This is a genomic window from Arthrobacter sp. zg-Y1116 (assembly GCF_024385485.1).
Taxonomy (GTDB): Bacteria; Actinomycetota; Actinomycetes; order Actinomycetales; family Micrococcaceae; genus Arthrobacter_B.
Window position 1 is genome coordinate 548324 of record NZ_JANFLR010000002.1, and the last position, 17121, is coordinate 565444.

Below are 17121 nucleotides of genomic sequence, written 5' to 3' on the forward strand. Positions count from 1 at the left end.
GGGCCCCGTGGAGCAGGGCCCGGTGGAGTAGGTCCCCGTGGAGCAGGGAAGGTCGGAGGCTAGGTGGTCCGCTGGACGCGCAGGACTCTTCGGCGCAGCCAGAACCGCCGTCCGCCGCCGCTGTAGATGCGGCTGCGGTGCAGTTCCCACTTGCCGTATTCTGCGTGCTCGACGAGGCGGCGCCGAGCATCGGGCAGCGATTCGTTCGGGTCAACCGACACCACCAGGTACTCGTAGTCCCGGGAGTTTTCGCGCCGGCGGGAGACATCAGGTGCAAGAATTTGTTCGCGCATTTCCCTCCAATTTTCCCTACTTTACCGATAACGTCTAGGTCATGAGCATAGATCCGCGCATCGCGCTCCAGTCCCTTGTCGCTGCGTTCGAGGAACACCTCGCGGCCGCGGCCGCACGACGCGGTGACAAGGATCCAGTGGTCGAAAGCGCGTACCTGGCCATCGCCGATGCCTTCGAAGTCTATGAGGAAGTGCTTTACGACGCCTACGGCGAAGTGACGCCGCTGGAGATCTACGAAGACGATGAGGACGAGGACGACTACGACACCGCGGACGAGGTGGACGAAATCCTGGAGGATCCGAGCGTCGGAGACCAGGACAACGGCAACCCGCTGGGACGTTCAGCCAACCGGTAGCGGTGGTGAACGGCTGCGTCGCAGGAGTCAATTAGAGTCTTAGGTGTGAATTGGTTTGAAGCGATCTTCCTTGGCCTGATCCAGGGCCTGACAGAGTTCCTCCCCATCTCCTCCAGCGCTCACCTGCGCATAGTGGGGGAGTTGCTGCCCGGAGCCCAGGACCCGGGAGCGGCCTTTACCGCCATTACCCAGCTCGGCACGGAAACCGCCGTCGCGGTGTATTTCTGGAAGGACATTGTCCGGATCATCAAGTCCTGGTTCGGCTCCCTGTTCGGCCGGGTACCGCGCAATGATCCGGATGCCCGCATGGGCTGGCTGATCATCATCGGCACCATCCCCATCGTGGTCCTGGGCCTGCTCTTCCAGGACCAGATCGAAAGCACCTTCCGCAGTCTCTGGATCGTCGCCACCATGCTGATTGTCTTCGGCATCATCCTGGCGGTGGCTGATACGGTCGGCCGCCAGGAGCGCAAACTGGACCAGCTCACCTATCGGCACGGCATCCTCTACGGCTTCGCCCAGGCCCTGGCGCTGATTCCCGGCGTTTCCCGGTCAGGCGGCACCATTACCGCGGGGCTGCTCATGGGCTACACCCGCGAGGCCGCCGCCCGGTATGCCTTCCTGCTGGCCATTCCCGCAGTGTTCGGCAGCGGGCTGTTCCAGCTGGTCAAGTCGCTGGACGAGCCCATGCCCTACACCGCCCTGCAGACCGGCGCCGCTACGGTGGTCGCCTTCGTTGTGGGCTTCATCATCATCGGCTGGTTCCTGCGTTACGTCTCCACCCGCAGCTACCGCCTCTTTGTCTGGTACCGCATCCTTCTCGGCATCTGCATCTACCTCCTGCTGGGCTTCGGCGTCCTTACCGCCTAGCCGTGCCCGTTAGAGTGGAGGGGTGATTGCCTGGAAATCTTCCTCCCTGCCCTCCCTGCCCGGAAAGTCGGACGACGTCCGGCTTTATGACACGGCCGCACAGGCCCGGGTGACCGTGCGTCCCGGCGGCGAAGCGAGCATGTACGTCTGCGGAATCACTCCGTACGACGCCACGCACATGGGCCACGCCTCCACCTACGTGGCGTTCGACCTGCTCAACCGCCAGTGGCGCGACGCCGGGCACACCGTCCGGTACGTCCAGAACATCACCGACGTCGATGATCCGCTGCTCGAGCGCGCCACCGCCACCGGTGCGGACTGGCGGGAGCTCGCACAGGAACAGACGCAGCTTTTCCGTGACGACATGGAGGCCTTGAACGTCCTGGCGCCGGACCACTACATCGGTGCCGTAGAGGCAGTGGAGTGGATCGTGCCGGTGGTGGAGGACCTGATGGACCGCGGCCTGGCCTACCGGGTTTCCGGCAGCGGCGCAGAGCCCGACGGCGACCTGTACTTCGACGTGGAGGCCGCTTCCCGCCTGGCCGAAGGCGATCCGGATGCCTGGTGGCTGGGACAGGTTTCGCACCTGACCCGGGAACAGATGCTTCCGGTCTTCGCAGAGCGCGGGGGAGACCCGGAGCGTCCCGGCAAGCGGAACGCCCTGGACCCGCTGCTGTGGCGCATGGCCCGTACCGGCGAACCGTCCTGGGACGGCGGCCGGCTCGGTACCGGACGTCCGGGCTGGCACATTGAGTGCTCCGTCATCGCCCAGCGTTTCCTGCCCCGTCCGTTCACTGTGCAGGCCGGCGGCTCGGACCTGGTCTTCCCGCACCACGAAATGAGTGCCGGACACGCCTTTGCCTGCGAGGGCACACCGCTGGCCTCGCACTACGCCCATGCCGGCATGGTGGGGCTGGACGGGCAGAAAATGAGCAAGTCCCTGGGCAACCTGGTCCTGGTTTCCCGGCTGCGTGCCGAGGGAGTGGAGCCGGCCGCCATCCGCCTGGTGCTGCTCTCCCACCACTACCGCACGGATTGGTTCTGGACCTCCGACCAGCTGCGCGGCGCCGAGGAACGCCTGGTGGCGTGGCGGAAGGCCCTGCAGTTCACCAATGCCGACGACGCCGCCGCGCTCCTGGAGCAGATCCGCGCCGCGCTGGCTGATGACCTGGATGCTCCGGCCGCGTTGCAGGCCGTCGACGCCTGGGCCGCTGCCGCAGTCCGCAGCGAAACGGCGGGAAGCCAGGCGGGCGCCGAACTCGTCTGCGCCTCGCTGAATGCCCTGCTCGGACTCCAGCTCTAGGCGGAACGCCGAACCGCGGTTCGGCGCTGCTCAGTCCCGGCGTCGGCGCTTCAGGTACCGCTCGAATTCACGCGCAATCGATTCGCCGCTGGCTTCGGGGAGTTCCGCCGTGTCCTTGGCCTCTTCAAGCTGGCGGACGTACGCCGCAACTTCCGGGTCCTCGGTTGCGAGCTCGTCCACGCCGCGTTCCCAGGCTTCGGCCTCTTCGGTCAGCAGATGCGTGTCCAGGGGCGCCTGCAGCAGCTCCTCGATCCGGTTGAGCAACGCCAGCTGCGCCTTGGGTGAGGGTGCCTGCCCCACATAGTGCGGTACGGCCGCCCAGAGCGAGATGGAGGGGATGTCCGCCAGGCCGGCCATTTCGGACACCACGCCCACAATGCCGATGGGCCCCTCGTAGGTGGAAGGTTCCAGGCTCAGGCTTTCCTGCAGGTCCGGTTCCTCGCAGGAAGCGCTCACCGGGATGGGCCGGGAATGCGGAACATCGGCGAGCAGGGCACCGGCCAGGACAATGCAGTCCACGTCCAGTTCCTTGGCCAGGGCGATGAGCTCGGCGGTGTAGGCCCGCCACTTGTAAGAGGGTTCGACGCCGGTAACGAAGATGATGTCCAGGTTGCTGTCCGGCACCTCGGCACGGGAGATCCGCGTCGTCGGCCACTTGATCCGATGCCCGCCCGAAGCCGTCCGTTTCAGCGACGGTCTGGTGAACTGGAAGTCGTAGTACTCATCCGCGTCGATACTGGCTATTTTTTCGCTGTCCCAGTGCCGGCTCAGGAATTTCAGGGCATCGGAGGCTGCTTCACCTGCATCGTTCCAACCTTCGAACGCGGCCAGCATCACCGTGACGCGTTCGGAGGACGTCCCGTCGCCAAAAAAGTCCTGGAGGCCTGTGGCTTCAAAGCCTTCGGTATTGCTCACCACTTCACACTATGCCCCGTCCGCCCCGCATGTCAGGACCGGGCAACGGCGCTTCGCGTAGAGCAAAAGAAACACCGGCTTCCGCCGCCCCGTAGACTTAGGGCATGCCCCTCCTTTCCGATTCTTCCCACAGCCACGCCGACGCAGCACTGCAGGCAGTTTTCTGGGATATGGACGGCACGCTCGTGGATACCGAGCCGTATTGGATCGCCGCCGAAAAGGAACTGACCTCGGATTTCAACGTTGATTGGACGGACGCCCAGGCCGAGGCGATGGTCGGCCAGGCCCTGGCGGTCAGCGCCGGAATGCTGCAACGAGCAGGTGTCCCCTTGGAAAACCGCGAAATCATCGACCGGCTGATCGGACAGGTTGCGGCACAGGTCCGCCGCGAGGTGCCCTGGCGCCCCGGCGCCCGCGAGCTGCTGGCCGAGCTGCAGGCCGCGGGTATTCCCTGCGCCCTGGTCACCATGTCGGAGCCGGTGCTCGCGCAGGAAATCATCCGCGCGCTTCCCGCCGGGACGTTCGACGTCGTGGTGACCGGTGACATGGTCAGCCGCGGCAAACCGGATCCCGAGCCGTATCAGCTGGCCTTCGACACGCTCGCGCGCTCCCTTCCAGGCCTGGACAAGGCCGGCGTGGTCGCCGTCGAGGACTCCCTGCCCGGGGCAACGTCCGCACAGGCGGCCGGCCTGGTGACCCTGACGGTCCCGAACTTCGTTCCGTTGCCGCCGGGTGCCTTTGAGCACGAATGGCAGTCCCTGGCCGGCCGCGGAATAGACCAGCTGCGCGAGCTGCTTCCCGGTTCCGTCCTGGAGTCCGCTAGGTGAGCAGCAACGGGCCCGCCGGAACGGAACGCCGGGAAGGTATCCCGCTGGGCAGCATTGCCGGAGTACCGGTAACCCTGGCGTATTCGTGGTTCCTCATTGCCGCGTTCATCGTGGCAGTGTTCGGACCGCAGGTGCGGGACGCTTTCCCGAGCCTTGGGGCCGGTGCCTTTGCCGTGGCCCTGGGGTACGCGGTCCTGCTGCTGCTCTCGATCCTGGCGCACGAGGCCGCGCACGCCTTGACCGCCCGCGCCTACCACTGGCCCACCTCCAAGATCGTCCTCACGCTGTGGGGCGGGCACACCCAGTTCGGGGACCTGCGCTCCACCCCGGGACGCTCCCTGCTCGTCGCCCTGGCGGGCCCGGCAGCCAATTTCCTGCTGGCGGCAGCCGGATTCGGGGTCCTGCAGCTCCTTTCCGAAGGCAGCGTGGCTGCGCTGGTCACCTTCATCTTCGTGTCCGCCAATGTGCTGATAGGCGTTTTCAACGTCCTGCCCGGGCTGCCCCTGGACGGCGGACGCATTGTGGAAAGCGCGGTCTGGAAGATCACCGGATCGCAGGAACGCGGCACGGTCGCAGCCGGCTGGGCCGGACGCATCATCTCGGTCCTGCTCCTCGCCGCCGTTTTCGTTCCGCCCTACCTCCGGGGAGAGACGCCCTCACTGAGCCTTGTCCTGCTGGCCGCCCTGCTGTGCGGCTTCCTCTGGATGGGGGCAGGTTCTGCCATCTCCAACGCGCGGGTGCGCCTGCGGCTCCCGCAGGTCAGTGCCGGTGCACTGATGGAACCGGCCGTGTCCCTGCCCGGCGGGGCACCCGTCGGCGAGGCACTCCGGCTGGCCCGCGAGTATCCGGACGCCGCCGTGGTGCTCACTGCCGCAACCGGCCAGCCGGAAGCCGTTGTGGACCGCGGCGCCCTTGCCTCGGTTCCCCACGAACAGGCCGCCCAGGTGCCGGTGAGCGCCGTCGCCCGCCCGCTGGCTGCCGGCGCCTATGTTCCCGAAGCCGCGGCCGGACAGGAACTCGTCCAGTACCTGGCCAAACTGCAGGGCAGCGAATACGCGGTCATTGACCGGGACGGAACGGTTACCGGCCTGCTGCGCCAATCCGCCGTCGTCGCCGCCGTCACCGGCAAGCCCGCCCCGCGGCGCTGACACCTCCAGCTTTTACCTGCCGGCACAAGCACGCCGGCACCCATAATCCAGCAAGAGAACCAAAGGAATACCATGAACTCCGATAACCAGGCGCAGGCCGCCGCTGCTGCACCCCACGGTGCCGAGATCCGCAGGGGACCGCTCCGCCCCGGGGAACGGGTCCAGCTCACCGATGAGAAGGGCCGCCGCAACACCATCACCCTCACCGAGGGCGGCGCCTTCCACACACACCGCGGTTACCTGCAGCACGACACCGTCATCGGACTGCCCGAAGGGTCCGTGGTGTCCAACACCGCCGGACACCAGTACCAGATCCTGCGTCCGCTGCTCTCGGACTTCGTCCTGTCCATGCCGCGCGGCGCCGCCGTCGTCTATCCCAAGGACGCCGCCCAGATTGTCACCATGGCGGACATCTACCCCGGCGCCCGCGTAGTGGAAGCCGGCGTCGGCTCCGGCGCCCTGAGCATCTCGCTGCTGCGTGCAGTCGGTGACCACGGCACCCTGCACTCCTTTGAACGGCGCGAGGAATTCGCGCAGATCGCCCGCGGAAACGTGGAAACCTTCTTCGGCGGGCCGCATCCGGCCTGGGACATCACCCTCGGGGATTTCCAGGACGAAGTCGTGAAAACCGAAGAGCCCGGCAGCGTGGACCGCGTGGTCCTGGACATGCTCGCTCCCTGGGAATGCACCGACGCCGTAGCCACCGTGCTCGCCCCGGGCGGCGTGTGGATCTCCTACGTCGCCACCGTCACCCAGCTCTCCCGCACCGCGGAAGCCATCCGGGCAGACGGCCGCTTCACCGAGCCGGACGGCTGGGAATCCATGGTCCGCGGCTGGCACCTCGAGGGCCTGGCCGTACGCCCGGACCACCGCATGGTGGCCCACACCGGCTTCCTGCTCACCGCGCGCCGGCTCGCAGAAGGTGCCACCGGGCTCGTGGCCAAGCGCCGCGCTTCGAAAACCAACTTCAGCGAAGAGGACCTCAACGCCTGGACCCCCGCGGCCGTGGGGGAGCGGGAAGTTTCCGCCCATAAGCTGCGCCGTGCGGCCAAGGATGCCAGCTCCACCGTGCAGCGCGGAGCCCTCGAAAACGCCGAAAAGTTCCAGCAGGAGACCGACACCCCATAACGGGGGTAACCGGCTAAACACAAGACGCCGGACCCCGTGTATCTTCAGCAGCGCTGGGTTACTGTCATTGAACAGACCCAGAGCTACGTGAAGGCGGTCGGTATGATGGCTGAACCCGAAAACGTCGGACCCGGGACCGGGGAATCCCGCCCGGTGTCCGCAGCGGCTGTAGCAGGCACCGAAGCACGCCAATTGAATGTCCTTCGGGACAAACTCCGGAATCTGGACCGGCAGCTCGCTGCCCTTACCCACAACAACGCCCGGCTCGTGACCATGCTGGAGACCGCGAAAGCCGAAATCATCCGGTTGAAGGATGCCCTCGAAAACGAGGGAGCAACACCCTTCAGCTTCGGCACCGTCATCGGCGTGAACCAGCGCCGCGAAGCCGAACCCGGCGTGACGACCATCGCGGCAGTCCAGGAAAGCCTGGACATCATCCAGTCGGGCCGCAAACTCCGGGTTGCCGTTTCGCCCCTCCTGGACCTGGGCCAGATCGTCCCGGGCCAGGAGGTGCTGCTGAACGAATCCCTTACCGTCATTGCCGCCCTCGGCTTCGAACGCGCCGGGGAACTCTTTACGGTCAAGGAACTCCTGGAACCGGACCGGGTGCTGGTGATCGGCCGGGCCGACGACGAGCGCGTGGTGCGCCTGAACGGGCCCCTGAGCCGGGAAAAGGTCCGGGTGGGGGATGCCCTCACCGTGGACACCCGCATCGGCTACGCATTGGAAAAGATCCCGCGCAGCGAAGTGGAGAACCTGGTCCTCGAAGAGGTCCCGGACATCTCCTACGCCGACATCGGCGGCCTCGGACCGCAGATCGAGCAGATCCGCGACGCCGTCGAACTGCCGTTCATGCATCCCGATCTCTACCGCGAACACGGCTTGAAGCCGCCCAAAGGCATCCTGCTCTACGGCCCTCCCGGCTGCGGCAAGACGCTCATTGCCAAGGCCGTGGCACACGCCCTCGCGGCACGGGTGATGGAGCAGACCGGTACGCTTGGTGCCCGCAGCTACTTCCTGAACATCAAGGGACCCGAACTGCTGGACAAGTACGTGGGGGAGACCGAACGCCACATCCGCCTGATCTTCGGCCGCGCCCGGGAGAAGGCCTCCGACGGCAGCCCCGTGGTGGTGTTCTTCGACGAAATGGATTCGCTGTTCCGCACCCGCGGCACCGGGGTGTCCTCCGACGTCGAAACCACCATTGTTCCGCAGCTGCTCAGCGAAATCGACGGCGTCGAGAAGCTGGAAAACGTGATTGTCATCGGCGCCTCCAACCGGGAGGACATGATCGATCCGGCCATCCTGCGGCCCGGCCGCCTGGACGTGAAGATCAAGATCCAGCGCCCCGATGCCGAAGGCGCGGCGGAGATCTTCGCGAAGTACCTGACCCCGGACCTGCCGCTGCACCGCGACGACCTTGCCGAGCACGGCTACGATCCGGTGGAAACGGTCAGTGACATGGTCCGGCGCACGGTGGAGAAGATGTACGCCGAGGACAAGGCCAACGAATACCTGGAGGTCACCTACGCCAACGGGGACACCGAGATGCTCTACTTCAAGGATTTCAACTCCGGTGCCGTCATCCAGAACGTGGTGGACCGGGCCAAGAAGTACGCCATCAAGGACCTGCTGCAGCTGCACCAGCGCGGCCTGCGCATCGAACACCTGATGCGCGCCGTCGTGGACGAATTCCGCGAGCATGAGGACATGCCCAACACCACCAACCCTGATGACTGGGCACGGATTTCGGGGAAGAAGGGCGAACGGATCACCTACATCCGCACCATCGTCCAGGGCAAGGCCGGCCAGGAACCGGGCCGGACCATCGAAACGGCGGCCAACCCGGGACAGTATCTGTGACCGTCCGCCGTGTCATGGGGACGGAAACCGAGTACGGCGTGCTCGCTCCGTCCCTGCCGACCGCCAACGCCACCGTCCTGTCCAGCCAGATCGTCAACGCGTACGCGGCCACGCTGCGGACCGGGACGGGCAACCTGTCGGGCACCCGCTGGGACTACACCGACGAGGCGCCGCTGAACGATGCGCGCGGATTCGCGGTGCCCCGTGCCGCTGCGGATCCCACCCAGCTGACCGACGAACCGCCGGTGCTGGACGCCGAACAGATCGCCATGGAGGGCGGCGGACCCGCAGCACTATATGGAGAACAGACGCAGGACAACCCGGTGCTGATGAACATGGTCCTGGGCAACGGGGCGCGGCTGTACGTGGACCACGCCCACCCGGAGTACTCCTCGCCCGAAGTCACCCGGCCCCGCGACGCCGTGCTGTGGGACAAGGCCGGGGACGCCGTGGTGCTGTCCGCCATGCGGCATATCGCCAGGATGCCGGGATTCGCACCCGTCAACCTGTACAAGAACAACACCGACAACAAGGGCGCCTCCTACGGGTCGCATGAAAACTACCTTGTTCCCCGCAGCGTTCCTTTCGGAGCCCTCGTGAGCGGACTGGTGCCGTTCTTCGTTTCCCGCCAGGTCATCGCCGGTTCCGGCCGGGTGGGCATCGGCACCAACAACCAGCGCCAGGGATTCCAGCTGAGCCAGCGGGCGGACTTCTTCGAAACGGAAGTGGGGCTGGAAACCACCATCCGCCGCCCGATCATCAATACCCGGGACGAGCCGCACGCCGTAGCGGAAAAGTACCGGCGCCTGCACGTCATCATCGGGGACGCGAACCTCAGCGAGGTATCCGCCCTGCTGAAGATCGGCACCACCTCGCTTGTCCTGTCGATGATCGAAGCCGGCAGCGCCCCCGCCGTCGAGCTGCGGGACCCGGTGGGCGCACTGCAGGCCATCAGCCACGACCCGTCGCTGGAACAGCTGGTGGAACTGACGGACGGCAGGATGGTGACCGGCCTGGACCTGCAGGAGATCTACTTCGAAGCAGCAGCGGCACACTCCCGCGCCGGCGGAGGAACGGACGCAGACACCGAAGACATACTCGCCCGCTGGTCCGCTTTGCTGGGCACCCTGAAGCGCGACCCGCTGGAGGCAGCCGCTTCCGTGGACTGGGTGGCGAAGCTGAAGCTGCTGCAGGCCTACCGCGAGCGCGACGGGTTGGCCTGGTCGGACGCCCGGCTGCACCTGGTGGATCTGCAGTACTCGGATATGCGCCCGGAGAAGGGGCTGTACTACCGGCTGGCGGCCCGGGGCCAGATGGAACGGGTGCTTACCGACGAGGAGATTGCCCGTGCCGTCACCTCCCCGCCGGACGACACCCGTGCCTACTTCCGCGGGAACTGCCTCACCCGTTTCCCCAAGGAAGTGATCGGAGCAAGCTGGGATTCGATCATCTTCGAACTGCCCTCCCGGCGGCGGCTCCAGCGGATCCCCACCCGCGAGCCGCTGCGCGGCACCAGGGCCCTGACCGAGGAACTCTTCAACGCATCAGCCGATGCGGAGGATTTTGTCACCAGACTCCTGACCGGTTCCGACGCCGCCGTGGCACCATAGGACTAGGATTCATCCCCCGGGCAAGAAAGGGCTAGGCATCATGGCAACCCAGGACCGCAAAAACACCGGAACGCATCCCGTCGAAGAAGAAGAAACCGAGGCCGTCCCGCCCCCTGCAGCCGAAGCGGAAGCTTCCACCGAGACTGAAGGCGTGGACGACCTGCTGGACGAGATCGACGGCGTGCTGGAGAGCAACGCCGAAGAGTTCGTCCGCGGCTTCATCCAAAAGGGCGGTCAGTAACGGATGGCCCCCCGGGACCCCGCCGCCTCCATCCATCAAGCCCCGTCCTCTTCCTTTACCGACCATCTCGCCCTTCACCGCCCCGAACTGCTGCCGTCCTCCCGATCCCTGGGACCGGCGTCGCACGGTTCCGCGGGGGAGCTCGCCCCGCAGGCCACCACCATCGTTTCCCTCACCTACGCAGGGGGAGTCCTGATGGCAGGGGACCGGCGGGCCACGATGGGCAACATGATCGCCAGCCGGCACATCAAGAAGGTCTTCCCGGCGGACAACTACTCCGTGCTCGGGATCGCCGGTACGGCAGGGCTCGCCCTTGACATGATCCGGCTGTTCCAGGTGGAACTGGAGCACTACGAGAAGATCGAGGGAACGCCTATGAGCCTGGACGGCAAGTCCAACCGGCTCGCGGCCATGGTGCGCTCCAACCTTGCGCTGGCGCTGCAGGGACTGGCCGTTGTCCCGCTTTTTGCCGGGTTCGACACCCAGCGGCGGACCGGCCGGCTCTTTTCCTACGACGTCACCGGAGGCCGGTATGAGGAATACGAGCACCACAGCGTCGGGTCCGGGTCCGTGTTCGCACGCGGCGCCCTGAAAAAACTCTGGCAGCCGAACCTCGACGAGGAGGATGCGGTCCGGGTGGCCGTGGAGTCCCTCTACGACGCGGCCGACGACGACTCGGCCACCGGCGGCCCGGACATGGTCCGGCGTCTGTGGCCGGTGGTCTATGTCGTCAACAGTGCCGGCAACCGGGAGATCCCCGAACGGGAACTGCAGGAACTCTCCCGTGACCTCATCGCAAGGCGCACCGCTGCCGGACTGGAGGCGTAGCCGTGACCCAGCAGTTCTACGTCTCGCCCGAACAACTGATGAAGGACCGGGCGGACTTCGCCCGCAAAGGCATTGCCCGGGGACGCTCGGTAGTGGTCCTGACCTGCAGGGAAGGCATTGCCCTGGTGGCGGAGAACCCTTCACCGTCCCTCCATAAGCTCAGCGAGATCTATGACCGGATCGGCTTCGCCGCCGTCGGCAAGTACAACGAATTCGAGTCCCTGCGCCAGGCCGGCATCCGGTTCGCGGATGTGCGCGGCTACTCCTATTCCCGCGACGACGTCTCCGCGCGCGGGCTGGCCAGTGTCTACGCGCAGAGCCTCGGCTCGGTTTTCACCACCGAGGGAAAACCGTTCGAGGTGGAGCTGGCCGTCGCAGAGGTAGGGGAGGATCCGTATTCGGACCGCCTGTACCGCTTGAACTTCGACGGCTCCATCGCGGATGAAAGCAATTACACGGTGATGGGCGGGCAGGCGGAGATCGTCAACGAAGCCCTCAGCCGGTCCTGGAACCAGGACGCCGATTTCGGCTCCGCCATCCGGACGGCGGTTCAGGCGCTTTCCGCCACCCGCGCAGCCAACGGTTCGGGCAACGGGCAGGCACCCGAACCGCTGGGCGCCGGACTGCTGGAGGTCGCCGTCCTGGACCGGAACCCGCTTTCCACCCGCGGCACCGTCAGGGCGTTCCGCAGGATAAACACCGTTGAGCTGGACCGTTTGCTGGCCAGCGCGGAAGGAGACTGATGGACCGCAGGATCTATGGAGTCGAAACGGAATTCGGCATTGCCTATTCCGGGCCCGATTCGCGTCCCCTTTCCCCCGAGGAAGTGGCCCGCTACCTCTTCCGCAAGGTCGTCAGCTGGGGCCGCTCATCAAATGTCTTCCTGACCAACGGCTCACGCCTCTACCTCGACGTCGGCTCGCACCCGGAGTACGCCACCGCGGAGTGCGACGACCTGGCACAGCTGGTGGCCCATGACCGCGCCGGCGAGCTGATCCTGGAAGACCTGGTGGAGGAGGCGGAGGACCGGCTCAAAGCCGAAGGCTTCAACGGCAACGTCTACCTCTTCAAGAACAACACCGACTCCGCCGGAAACTCCTACGGCAGCCACGAAAACTACCTCATTCCGCGCCGCCTCGAATTTTCCCGGCTGGCGGACGTCCTCATTCCGTTCCTGGTCACCCGCCAACTGCTGGTCGGTGCCGGCAAGGTGCTCAAGACCCAGTCCGGTTCCCTCTTCGCGTTTTCCCAGCGGGCGGACCACATCTGGGAAGGCGTCTCCTCTGCGACCACCCGGTCCCGGCCCATCATCAACACCCGGGATGAGCCGCATGCCGACGCCGAGCACTACCGCCGGCTGCACGTGATAGCCGGAGATTCGAACATGTCCGAGACGACCATGCTCCTCAAGGCCGGGTCTGTCGACCTGATGCTGCGGATGATCGAGGCCGGCGTCCTGATGCGGGACCTCCGCCTGGAGAACCCGATCCGCAGCATCCGGGAAACCTCCCATGACCTCTCCGGCCGGCAGCCGCTGAAACTGGCCAACGGCTCCACGATGTCGCCGCTGGACCTGCAGCGCATCTACCTGCAGCGCGTCCAGGACTTCGTCGCAGCCAACGGTGAGCACAACCGGCATGTCGGACGGATCATCGATCTGTGGACACGCACGCTGGACGCCATCGAATCCGGCGACCACTCCGGGATCGATACGGAAATCGACTGGGCCATCAAGAAAAAACTGGTGACCCGGGTGGCAGAGCGGCACGGACTCGAGATGTCTTCCCCGCGCCTGGCCCAGGTCGACCTGACCTACCACGACATCTCCCGGCGCCGCGGATTGTTCTACCTGCTGCAGTCCCGCGGCGAAACGGCCCGAGTGGTGGAGGACAGCGACATCAAGGAAGCCGTGGACCAGCCGCCGCAGACCACCCGCGCCAAGCTGCGCGGCGACTTCGTCCGCCGTGCCAAGAATGCGAACCGCGACTTCACGGTGGACTGGGTGCACCTCAAGCTTAATGACCGTGCCCAGCAGACGGTGCTGTGCAAGGACCCTTTCGCGTCCGTCGATGAACGGGTCGAGGCGCTGCTGTCCACTCTCTGATCCCTCTTCGCCGCCGTCCGCCGGCGCTGCCCCGGAACCTTACCTAGGCTTCATCCAGCTGGACCGGCTAGTCTGGGGCGTATTGCGGCCGCGCGGCGTCTCCCTGCCCGGCGTACCGGCAACTACGGTAAGGCCGCCCTGCTCACTGTCCACCACTGAAAGAAGTACTGTGCGTAAAGTACTAGCAATCCTCCTGCCCTTCCTGCTGTTCCTCACCGCCTGCTCCGGCGGCGATGAAGCCAAGAGCAGCGGGCCGTTGTCCTCCGTGAAGATCGAGCGCGGCGAGGAAGAAACCTCCGTCCCGAGCGTCGACTTCGATAAGCCGCTGAGCGCCGACGAGCCCACCCTGACCCGGGTCAACGACGGTGACGGCGACAAAGTAGCCGAGGGCCAGACGGCCATGATCCGCCTCGCGATCGTCAACCCGGAAGACGGCACGGTCGGCCAGGAAACCTACAGCGGCGAAAACGCAGAAGGCATCGCCGTGGACGAGAGCCTGAAGTCCGGCAATTCGCAGATGTATGACGCACTGCTCGGCGCTCCCGTGGGCTCGGATTTCGCGTATTACATTCCGGCCAATGAAGAAGCCGGAACCGAAGCGAATTTCCTCGTCTTCACCATCACTGATGCGATGGACACGGTCCCGACGTTGAGCCCGGACGAAGCTGCTGCCCGGAACACCGACGGCACCCTGCTGATGAGCAGCGAAGACGTCACGGCCCTTGAAGACGAAGGGAAGCTTCCCGAGGTTTCCTTCGCCGAAGACGGCACCCCGTCCATCACCATCCCGGAAGGCGCCGAGGAACCGGAGCGCCTGGTAGTGAAGGTCCTGGAAGAAGGCGACGGTCCGGTGCTCGAATCCACCGGGACCGTGGTAGCCGATTACCTCGGTGTCGGCCTGCGGGACGGCGAGACGTTCGACTCCAGCTACGAGCGCGGCGAACCTGCCGAGTTCCCCCTGGCGAACGTGATTCCGGGCTGGACCTACGGCCTGGCCGGTCAGAAGGCCGGCTCCAAGGTCCTCTTGGTCCTGCCGTCCGAGCTGGCCTACGGTGATCCTGCCGGCGGCAGCAGCCCCTCGGGTCCGCTGGTCTTCGTCGTAGACATCAAGGAAGTCAAGTAGCCTTAACTCCTGACCCACCAGACATAAGGAGCACCAATGTCATTCGGAAAGCGTGAATACGACCGCCAGAAGCCGGAAATCGATTTCCCGGCCCACGATGCCCCCACGGATCTCGTTATCGAGGACCTCGTGGTCGGCGACGGCCGGGAAGTAAAGGCCGGAGACACGGTTTCCACCCACTACGTGGGCGTCGCCTTCTCCACCGGCGAGGAATTCGACGCGTCCTGGAACCGGGGTACACCCCTGGACTTCCGTGTGGGCGTGGGCCAGGTTATCCAGGGCTGGGACCAGGGCCTGCTGGGCATGAAGGTCGGCGGTCGCCGCCGGCTCGAGATCCCTTCCTCGATGGCCTACGGGGACCGGGGCGCCGGATCCGCCGTGGCTCCGGGCGAGTCGCTGATCTTCGTAGTGGACCTGCTCGGCGTCCGCTGATCCGTCCCTCCTGCCAAGGGCGGAACCGCTGTCACCTGCGACGGCGGTTCCGCCCTTTCGCATGTCCCGGCCCGGAAGGAAGGTAGATTAGCTCCCGTGTCCGCCAAGAGAACCGAACGCCTGCTGAATCTGGTCATTGCGCTGCTGTCCACGCGCAGGGGCTTCACCAAGCACGAGTTGTTCGAAGAGATTGAACTGTATTCCGAAGCCTCCACGGCAGATGCCCGGGAAAAGCTCTTTGACCGGGATAAGGCCTTCCTCCGTGAGCAGGGCATCCCGGTGGAGTCCTACAGCGAAGAGACCATGTTCGAGGACAACACCACGCAGCGCTACCGCATCCGGCAGGACGCATACCGGCTTCCGGGTGTCCGGTTCACGCCCGAGGAATCCGCCGTCCTGACCCTGGCCGCCCGCATGTGGGACCAGGCATCGCTGGGCTCCGCCGCCGCCCGCGCCCTGCGCAAGCTCCACGCCCGGGGGGTACTTCCCGACGACGCCGCGGCCATCCCCCTCCAGCCCAGCATCCGCACCAATGACGCGCATTTCGACGAGATCTGGCGTGCCGCCACCACCCACACCCCGGTAACCTTCGGCTACCGGCCGGTCGGCAGCACGGAGCAGTCCGTCCGACAGGTCCAGCCCTGGGGCATGGGCAGCCGCTTCGGCCACTGGTACCTGGTGGGCTACGACCTGGACCGCGGTGCGGAACGGATCTTCCGGCTTTCCCGGATGGAAGGGCCGGTACGGCTGCGGCCCGGCGCCTACACCGTCCCCGCGGACTTCGACATCGACGCCTCGCTCGCTTCCCTGGACGACGTCTACGCGCCGCGGCCGGCAGCAGTGGACGTGGACCCCGGCGCCGGTGCGGCCCTGCGGCTGCAGGCAGAATCCATCGAGCCCGGAAACGCGGGCCGGGACCGGCTGCACCTGCGGGTCCGCGACCTGGATGCGCTGGCCGCGGACACCGCCGCCCTCGGTGCGGCCGCCGTCGCCGTCGAACCGGCCGAATTTGCCGACGCCGTCCGTACCGCCCTCGCGCGGGCCCTGGACACCCAGCGCCGGCCGCTGCCCGGGTTCGAACTGGCCGCCTCCGCCGCTCCCGCCCGCCGTCCGGCGTCGGGCGCGCAGGACCACCTCACCCGCCTGCTGGACCTGGTGCCCTACGTCCTGGCGAACCAGGGCGCGGACATGAACGAGACCGCCGATGCCTTCGGTGTCAGCAAGGAACAGCTGGGCAAGGACCTGAACCTGCTGTTCGTGAGCGGCCCGCGGCATTACCCCAACGGGCTGATGGACGTCAGTTTCGACGACGACCGGATCTACATCGAGAACGCCGAGAACCTCTCCGAGCCGGTGCGTTTCGGCATGGACGAAGCCGCGGCCCTGATCGTGGGGTTGGACACACTGTCGGCACTGCCGGGCATCGGTTCCTCCGCCGCGGTTGCCAGCGCCCTGGAGAAGCTGACCGAAGCGGCAGGGGAGGCCGGCGGCGTCGGCACCGCCGTCGCGGCCCGCCTGGACGACGAATCCGACGGCACCGTACTGGCCGAACTCCAGCAGGCGATCAGCGGCACGCGCCAGCTTGAACTGCGCTATCTGGTTCCGCGCCGCGACGAAGTCACTCTCCGCACCGTTGACCCGAGGCGGCTCTTCTCCGTGGACAACACCTGGTACCTGGAAGCGTGGTGCCACCGGGCGGAAGCGCCGCGGAATTTCCGGGTGGACCGGATCCACGGCGTGCGGGACACCGGCCCGGCGCTGACCCACGCCCCGGAGCCGGGGGCCGCATTCCCCGCCAGCCTGTTCACCCCGGGACCCCTGGATCACCGGGTCACAATGGTCCTGGACCCCGCCGCCCTCTGGGTGGCCGAGGCCTACGACGCCGAACGGCAGGCCCCGCTGGAGGACGGACGGACCGCCGTGGAACTGCGCACCGCGGATACCGGCTGGATCCCGGCTTTCACTGCCCGCCTGGGCGGAGCAGCCGCGGTCGCGGCGCCGGACGAACTGCGTTCCGCCACCCTGGCCTGGCTGGAGGCGGCCGCCGCGAACTACCGGCCTGCCTAGCCTCCGGTCCGGC

At 66.4% G+C, this 17121-nt stretch carries 17 protein-coding genes; 15 read left to right on the forward strand and 2 right to left on the reverse strand.

Annotation, left to right across the window (positions count from 1 at the left end; all coding sequences use genetic code 11):
* Positions 1 to 59: 59 nt before the first annotated feature.
* Positions 60 to 293 carry a DUF5703 family protein gene (locus NNX34_RS09265; protein WP_229951905.1) on the reverse strand — a complete coding sequence of 78 codons (234 nt, stop codon included), beginning with the start codon at positions 291 to 293 and terminating at the stop codon, positions 60 to 62.
* Positions 294 to 334: 41 nt separating this feature from the next.
* On the opposite strand from NNX34_RS09265, the gene NNX34_RS09270 reads away from it, so the two are divergent.
* Genes NNX34_RS09270 through mshC form a run of 3 tightly spaced genes read left to right on the forward strand, consistent with a single transcriptional unit; the run spans position 335 to position 2822 of the window.
* A complete protein-coding gene (locus tag NNX34_RS09270; RefSeq protein WP_255766230.1) occupies positions 335 to 649 on the forward strand; it encodes a hypothetical protein in 315 nt (104 codons plus the stop codon).
* A gap of 45 nt (positions 650 to 694) precedes the next feature.
* On the forward strand, positions 695 to 1519 hold the full coding sequence (locus NNX34_RS09275) for an undecaprenyl-diphosphate phosphatase (protein ID WP_255766231.1): 825 nt from the start codon (positions 695 to 697) through the stop codon (positions 1517 to 1519).
* Positions 1520 to 1541: 22 nt separating this feature from the next.
* The gene (gene mshC / locus NNX34_RS09280) at positions 1542 to 2822 is read left to right on the forward strand and encodes a cysteine--1-D-myo-inosityl 2-amino-2-deoxy-alpha-D-glucopyranoside ligase (RefSeq protein ID WP_255766232.1); all 1281 of its coding nucleotides are present in this window, start codon (positions 1542 to 1544) and stop codon (positions 2820 to 2822) included.
* 30 nt (positions 2823 to 2852) lie between these two features.
* Here mshC and NNX34_RS09285 read toward each other — a convergent pair whose 3' ends face one another.
* Positions 2853 to 3737: a PAC2 family protein gene (locus tag NNX34_RS09285; RefSeq protein ID WP_255766233.1), complete on the reverse strand. Its 885-nt coding sequence runs from the start codon at positions 3735 to 3737 to the stop codon at positions 2853 to 2855.
* A gap of 104 nt (positions 3738 to 3841) precedes the next feature.
* Between NNX34_RS09285 and NNX34_RS09290 the strand changes: the two genes are divergently transcribed.
* The 12 genes from NNX34_RS09290 (at position 3842) to NNX34_RS09345 (ending at position 17108) form a co-directional block, all read left to right on the forward strand.
* On the forward strand, positions 3842 to 4564 hold the full coding sequence (locus NNX34_RS09290) for an HAD family phosphatase (RefSeq protein ID WP_255766234.1): 723 nt from the start codon (positions 3842 to 3844) through the stop codon (positions 4562 to 4564).
* Positions 4561 to 5712 (forward strand): site-2 protease family protein, encoded by a 1152-nt coding sequence (locus NNX34_RS09295; RefSeq protein ID WP_255766235.1) that lies wholly within the window; start codon positions 4561 to 4563, stop codon positions 5710 to 5712. The genes NNX34_RS09290 and NNX34_RS09295 overlap by 4 nt, the downstream gene beginning before the upstream one ends.
* Positions 5713 to 5784: 72 nt before the next feature.
* Entirely contained in the window at positions 5785 to 6840 is a 1056-nt protein-coding gene (locus tag NNX34_RS09300) for a tRNA (adenine-N1)-methyltransferase (protein WP_255766236.1), read from the forward strand.
* 102 nt (positions 6841 to 6942) lie between these two features.
* On the forward strand, positions 6943 to 8703 hold the full coding sequence (gene arc, locus NNX34_RS09305) for a proteasome ATPase (protein WP_370647002.1): 1761 nt from the start codon (positions 6943 to 6945) through the stop codon (positions 8701 to 8703).
* A 14-nt stretch (positions 8704 to 8717) separates the two neighbouring features.
* Positions 8718 to 10313, forward strand: a complete 1596-nt coding sequence (dop, locus tag NNX34_RS09310; RefSeq protein ID WP_255766588.1) for a depupylase/deamidase Dop — start codon at positions 8718 to 8720, stop codon at positions 10311 to 10313.
* 40 nt (positions 10314 to 10353) lie between these two features.
* Positions 10354 to 10554, forward strand: coding sequence for a ubiquitin-like protein Pup (locus NNX34_RS09315; RefSeq protein ID WP_227921592.1), 201 nt, complete (start codon positions 10354 to 10356; stop codon positions 10552 to 10554).
* 3 nt (positions 10555 to 10557) lie between these two features.
* Positions 10558 to 11382: a proteasome subunit beta gene (gene prcB / locus NNX34_RS09320; RefSeq protein WP_255766237.1), complete on the forward strand. Its 825-nt coding sequence runs from the start codon at positions 10558 to 10560 to the stop codon at positions 11380 to 11382.
* A gap of 2 nt (positions 11383 to 11384) precedes the next feature.
* Positions 11385 to 12125: a proteasome subunit alpha gene (gene prcA, locus NNX34_RS09325; RefSeq protein ID WP_255766238.1), complete on the forward strand. Its 741-nt coding sequence runs from the start codon at positions 11385 to 11387 to the stop codon at positions 12123 to 12125.
* Positions 12125 to 13486: a Pup--protein ligase gene (pafA, locus tag NNX34_RS09330; RefSeq protein ID WP_255766239.1), complete on the forward strand. Its 1362-nt coding sequence runs from the start codon at positions 12125 to 12127 to the stop codon at positions 13484 to 13486. The genes prcA and pafA overlap by 1 nt, the downstream gene beginning before the upstream one ends.
* A 169-nt stretch (positions 13487 to 13655) precedes the next feature.
* Complete coding sequence (locus tag NNX34_RS16130; RefSeq protein WP_255766240.1) at positions 13656 to 14609, forward strand: FKBP-type peptidyl-prolyl cis-trans isomerase; 954 nt, start codon at positions 13656 to 13658, stop codon at positions 14607 to 14609.
* 36 nt (positions 14610 to 14645) lie between these two features.
* A complete protein-coding gene (locus NNX34_RS09340) occupies positions 14646 to 15041 on the forward strand; it encodes an FKBP-type peptidyl-prolyl cis-trans isomerase (RefSeq protein WP_255766241.1) in 396 nt (131 codons plus the stop codon).
* Positions 15042 to 15137: 96 nt separating this feature from the next.
* Entirely contained in the window at positions 15138 to 17108 is a 1971-nt protein-coding gene (locus tag NNX34_RS09345) for a WYL domain-containing protein (protein WP_255766242.1), read from the forward strand.
* The last annotated feature ends 13 nt before the right edge of the window (positions 17109 to 17121 follow it).

Bases quoted from the DNA above. Each gene is read 5' to 3' on its own strand.
- pafA (WP_255766239.1), top strand. From the start codon at position 12,125: ATGGACCGCAGGATCTATGGAGTCGAAACGGAATTCGGCATTGCCTAT.
- NNX34_RS09315 (WP_227921592.1), top strand. From the start codon at position 10,354: ATGGCAACCCAGGACCGCAAAAACACCGGAACGCATCCCGTCGAAGAA.
- NNX34_RS09290 (WP_255766234.1), top strand. From the start codon at position 3,842: ATGCCCCTCCTTTCCGATTCTTCCCACAGCCACGCCGACGCAGCACTG.
- NNX34_RS09340 (WP_255766241.1), top strand. From the start codon at position 14,646: ATGTCATTCGGAAAGCGTGAATACGACCGCCAGAAGCCGGAAATCGAT.
- arc (WP_370647002.1), top strand. From the start codon at position 6,943: ATGATGGCTGAACCCGAAAACGTCGGACCCGGGACCGGGGAATCCCGC.
- NNX34_RS09270 (WP_255766230.1), top strand. From the start codon at position 335: ATGAGCATAGATCCGCGCATCGCGCTCCAGTCCCTTGTCGCTGCGTTC.
- NNX34_RS09265 (WP_229951905.1), bottom strand. From the start codon at position 293: ATGCGCGAACAAATTCTTGCACCTGATGTCTCCCGCCGGCGCGAAAAC.
- prcB (WP_255766237.1), top strand. From the start codon at position 10,558: ATGGCCCCCCGGGACCCCGCCGCCTCCATCCATCAAGCCCCGTCCTCT.
- dop (WP_255766588.1), top strand. From the start codon at position 8,718: ATGGGGACGGAAACCGAGTACGGCGTGCTCGCTCCGTCCCTGCCGACC.
- NNX34_RS09300 (WP_255766236.1), top strand. From the start codon at position 5,785: ATGAACTCCGATAACCAGGCGCAGGCCGCCGCTGCTGCACCCCACGGT.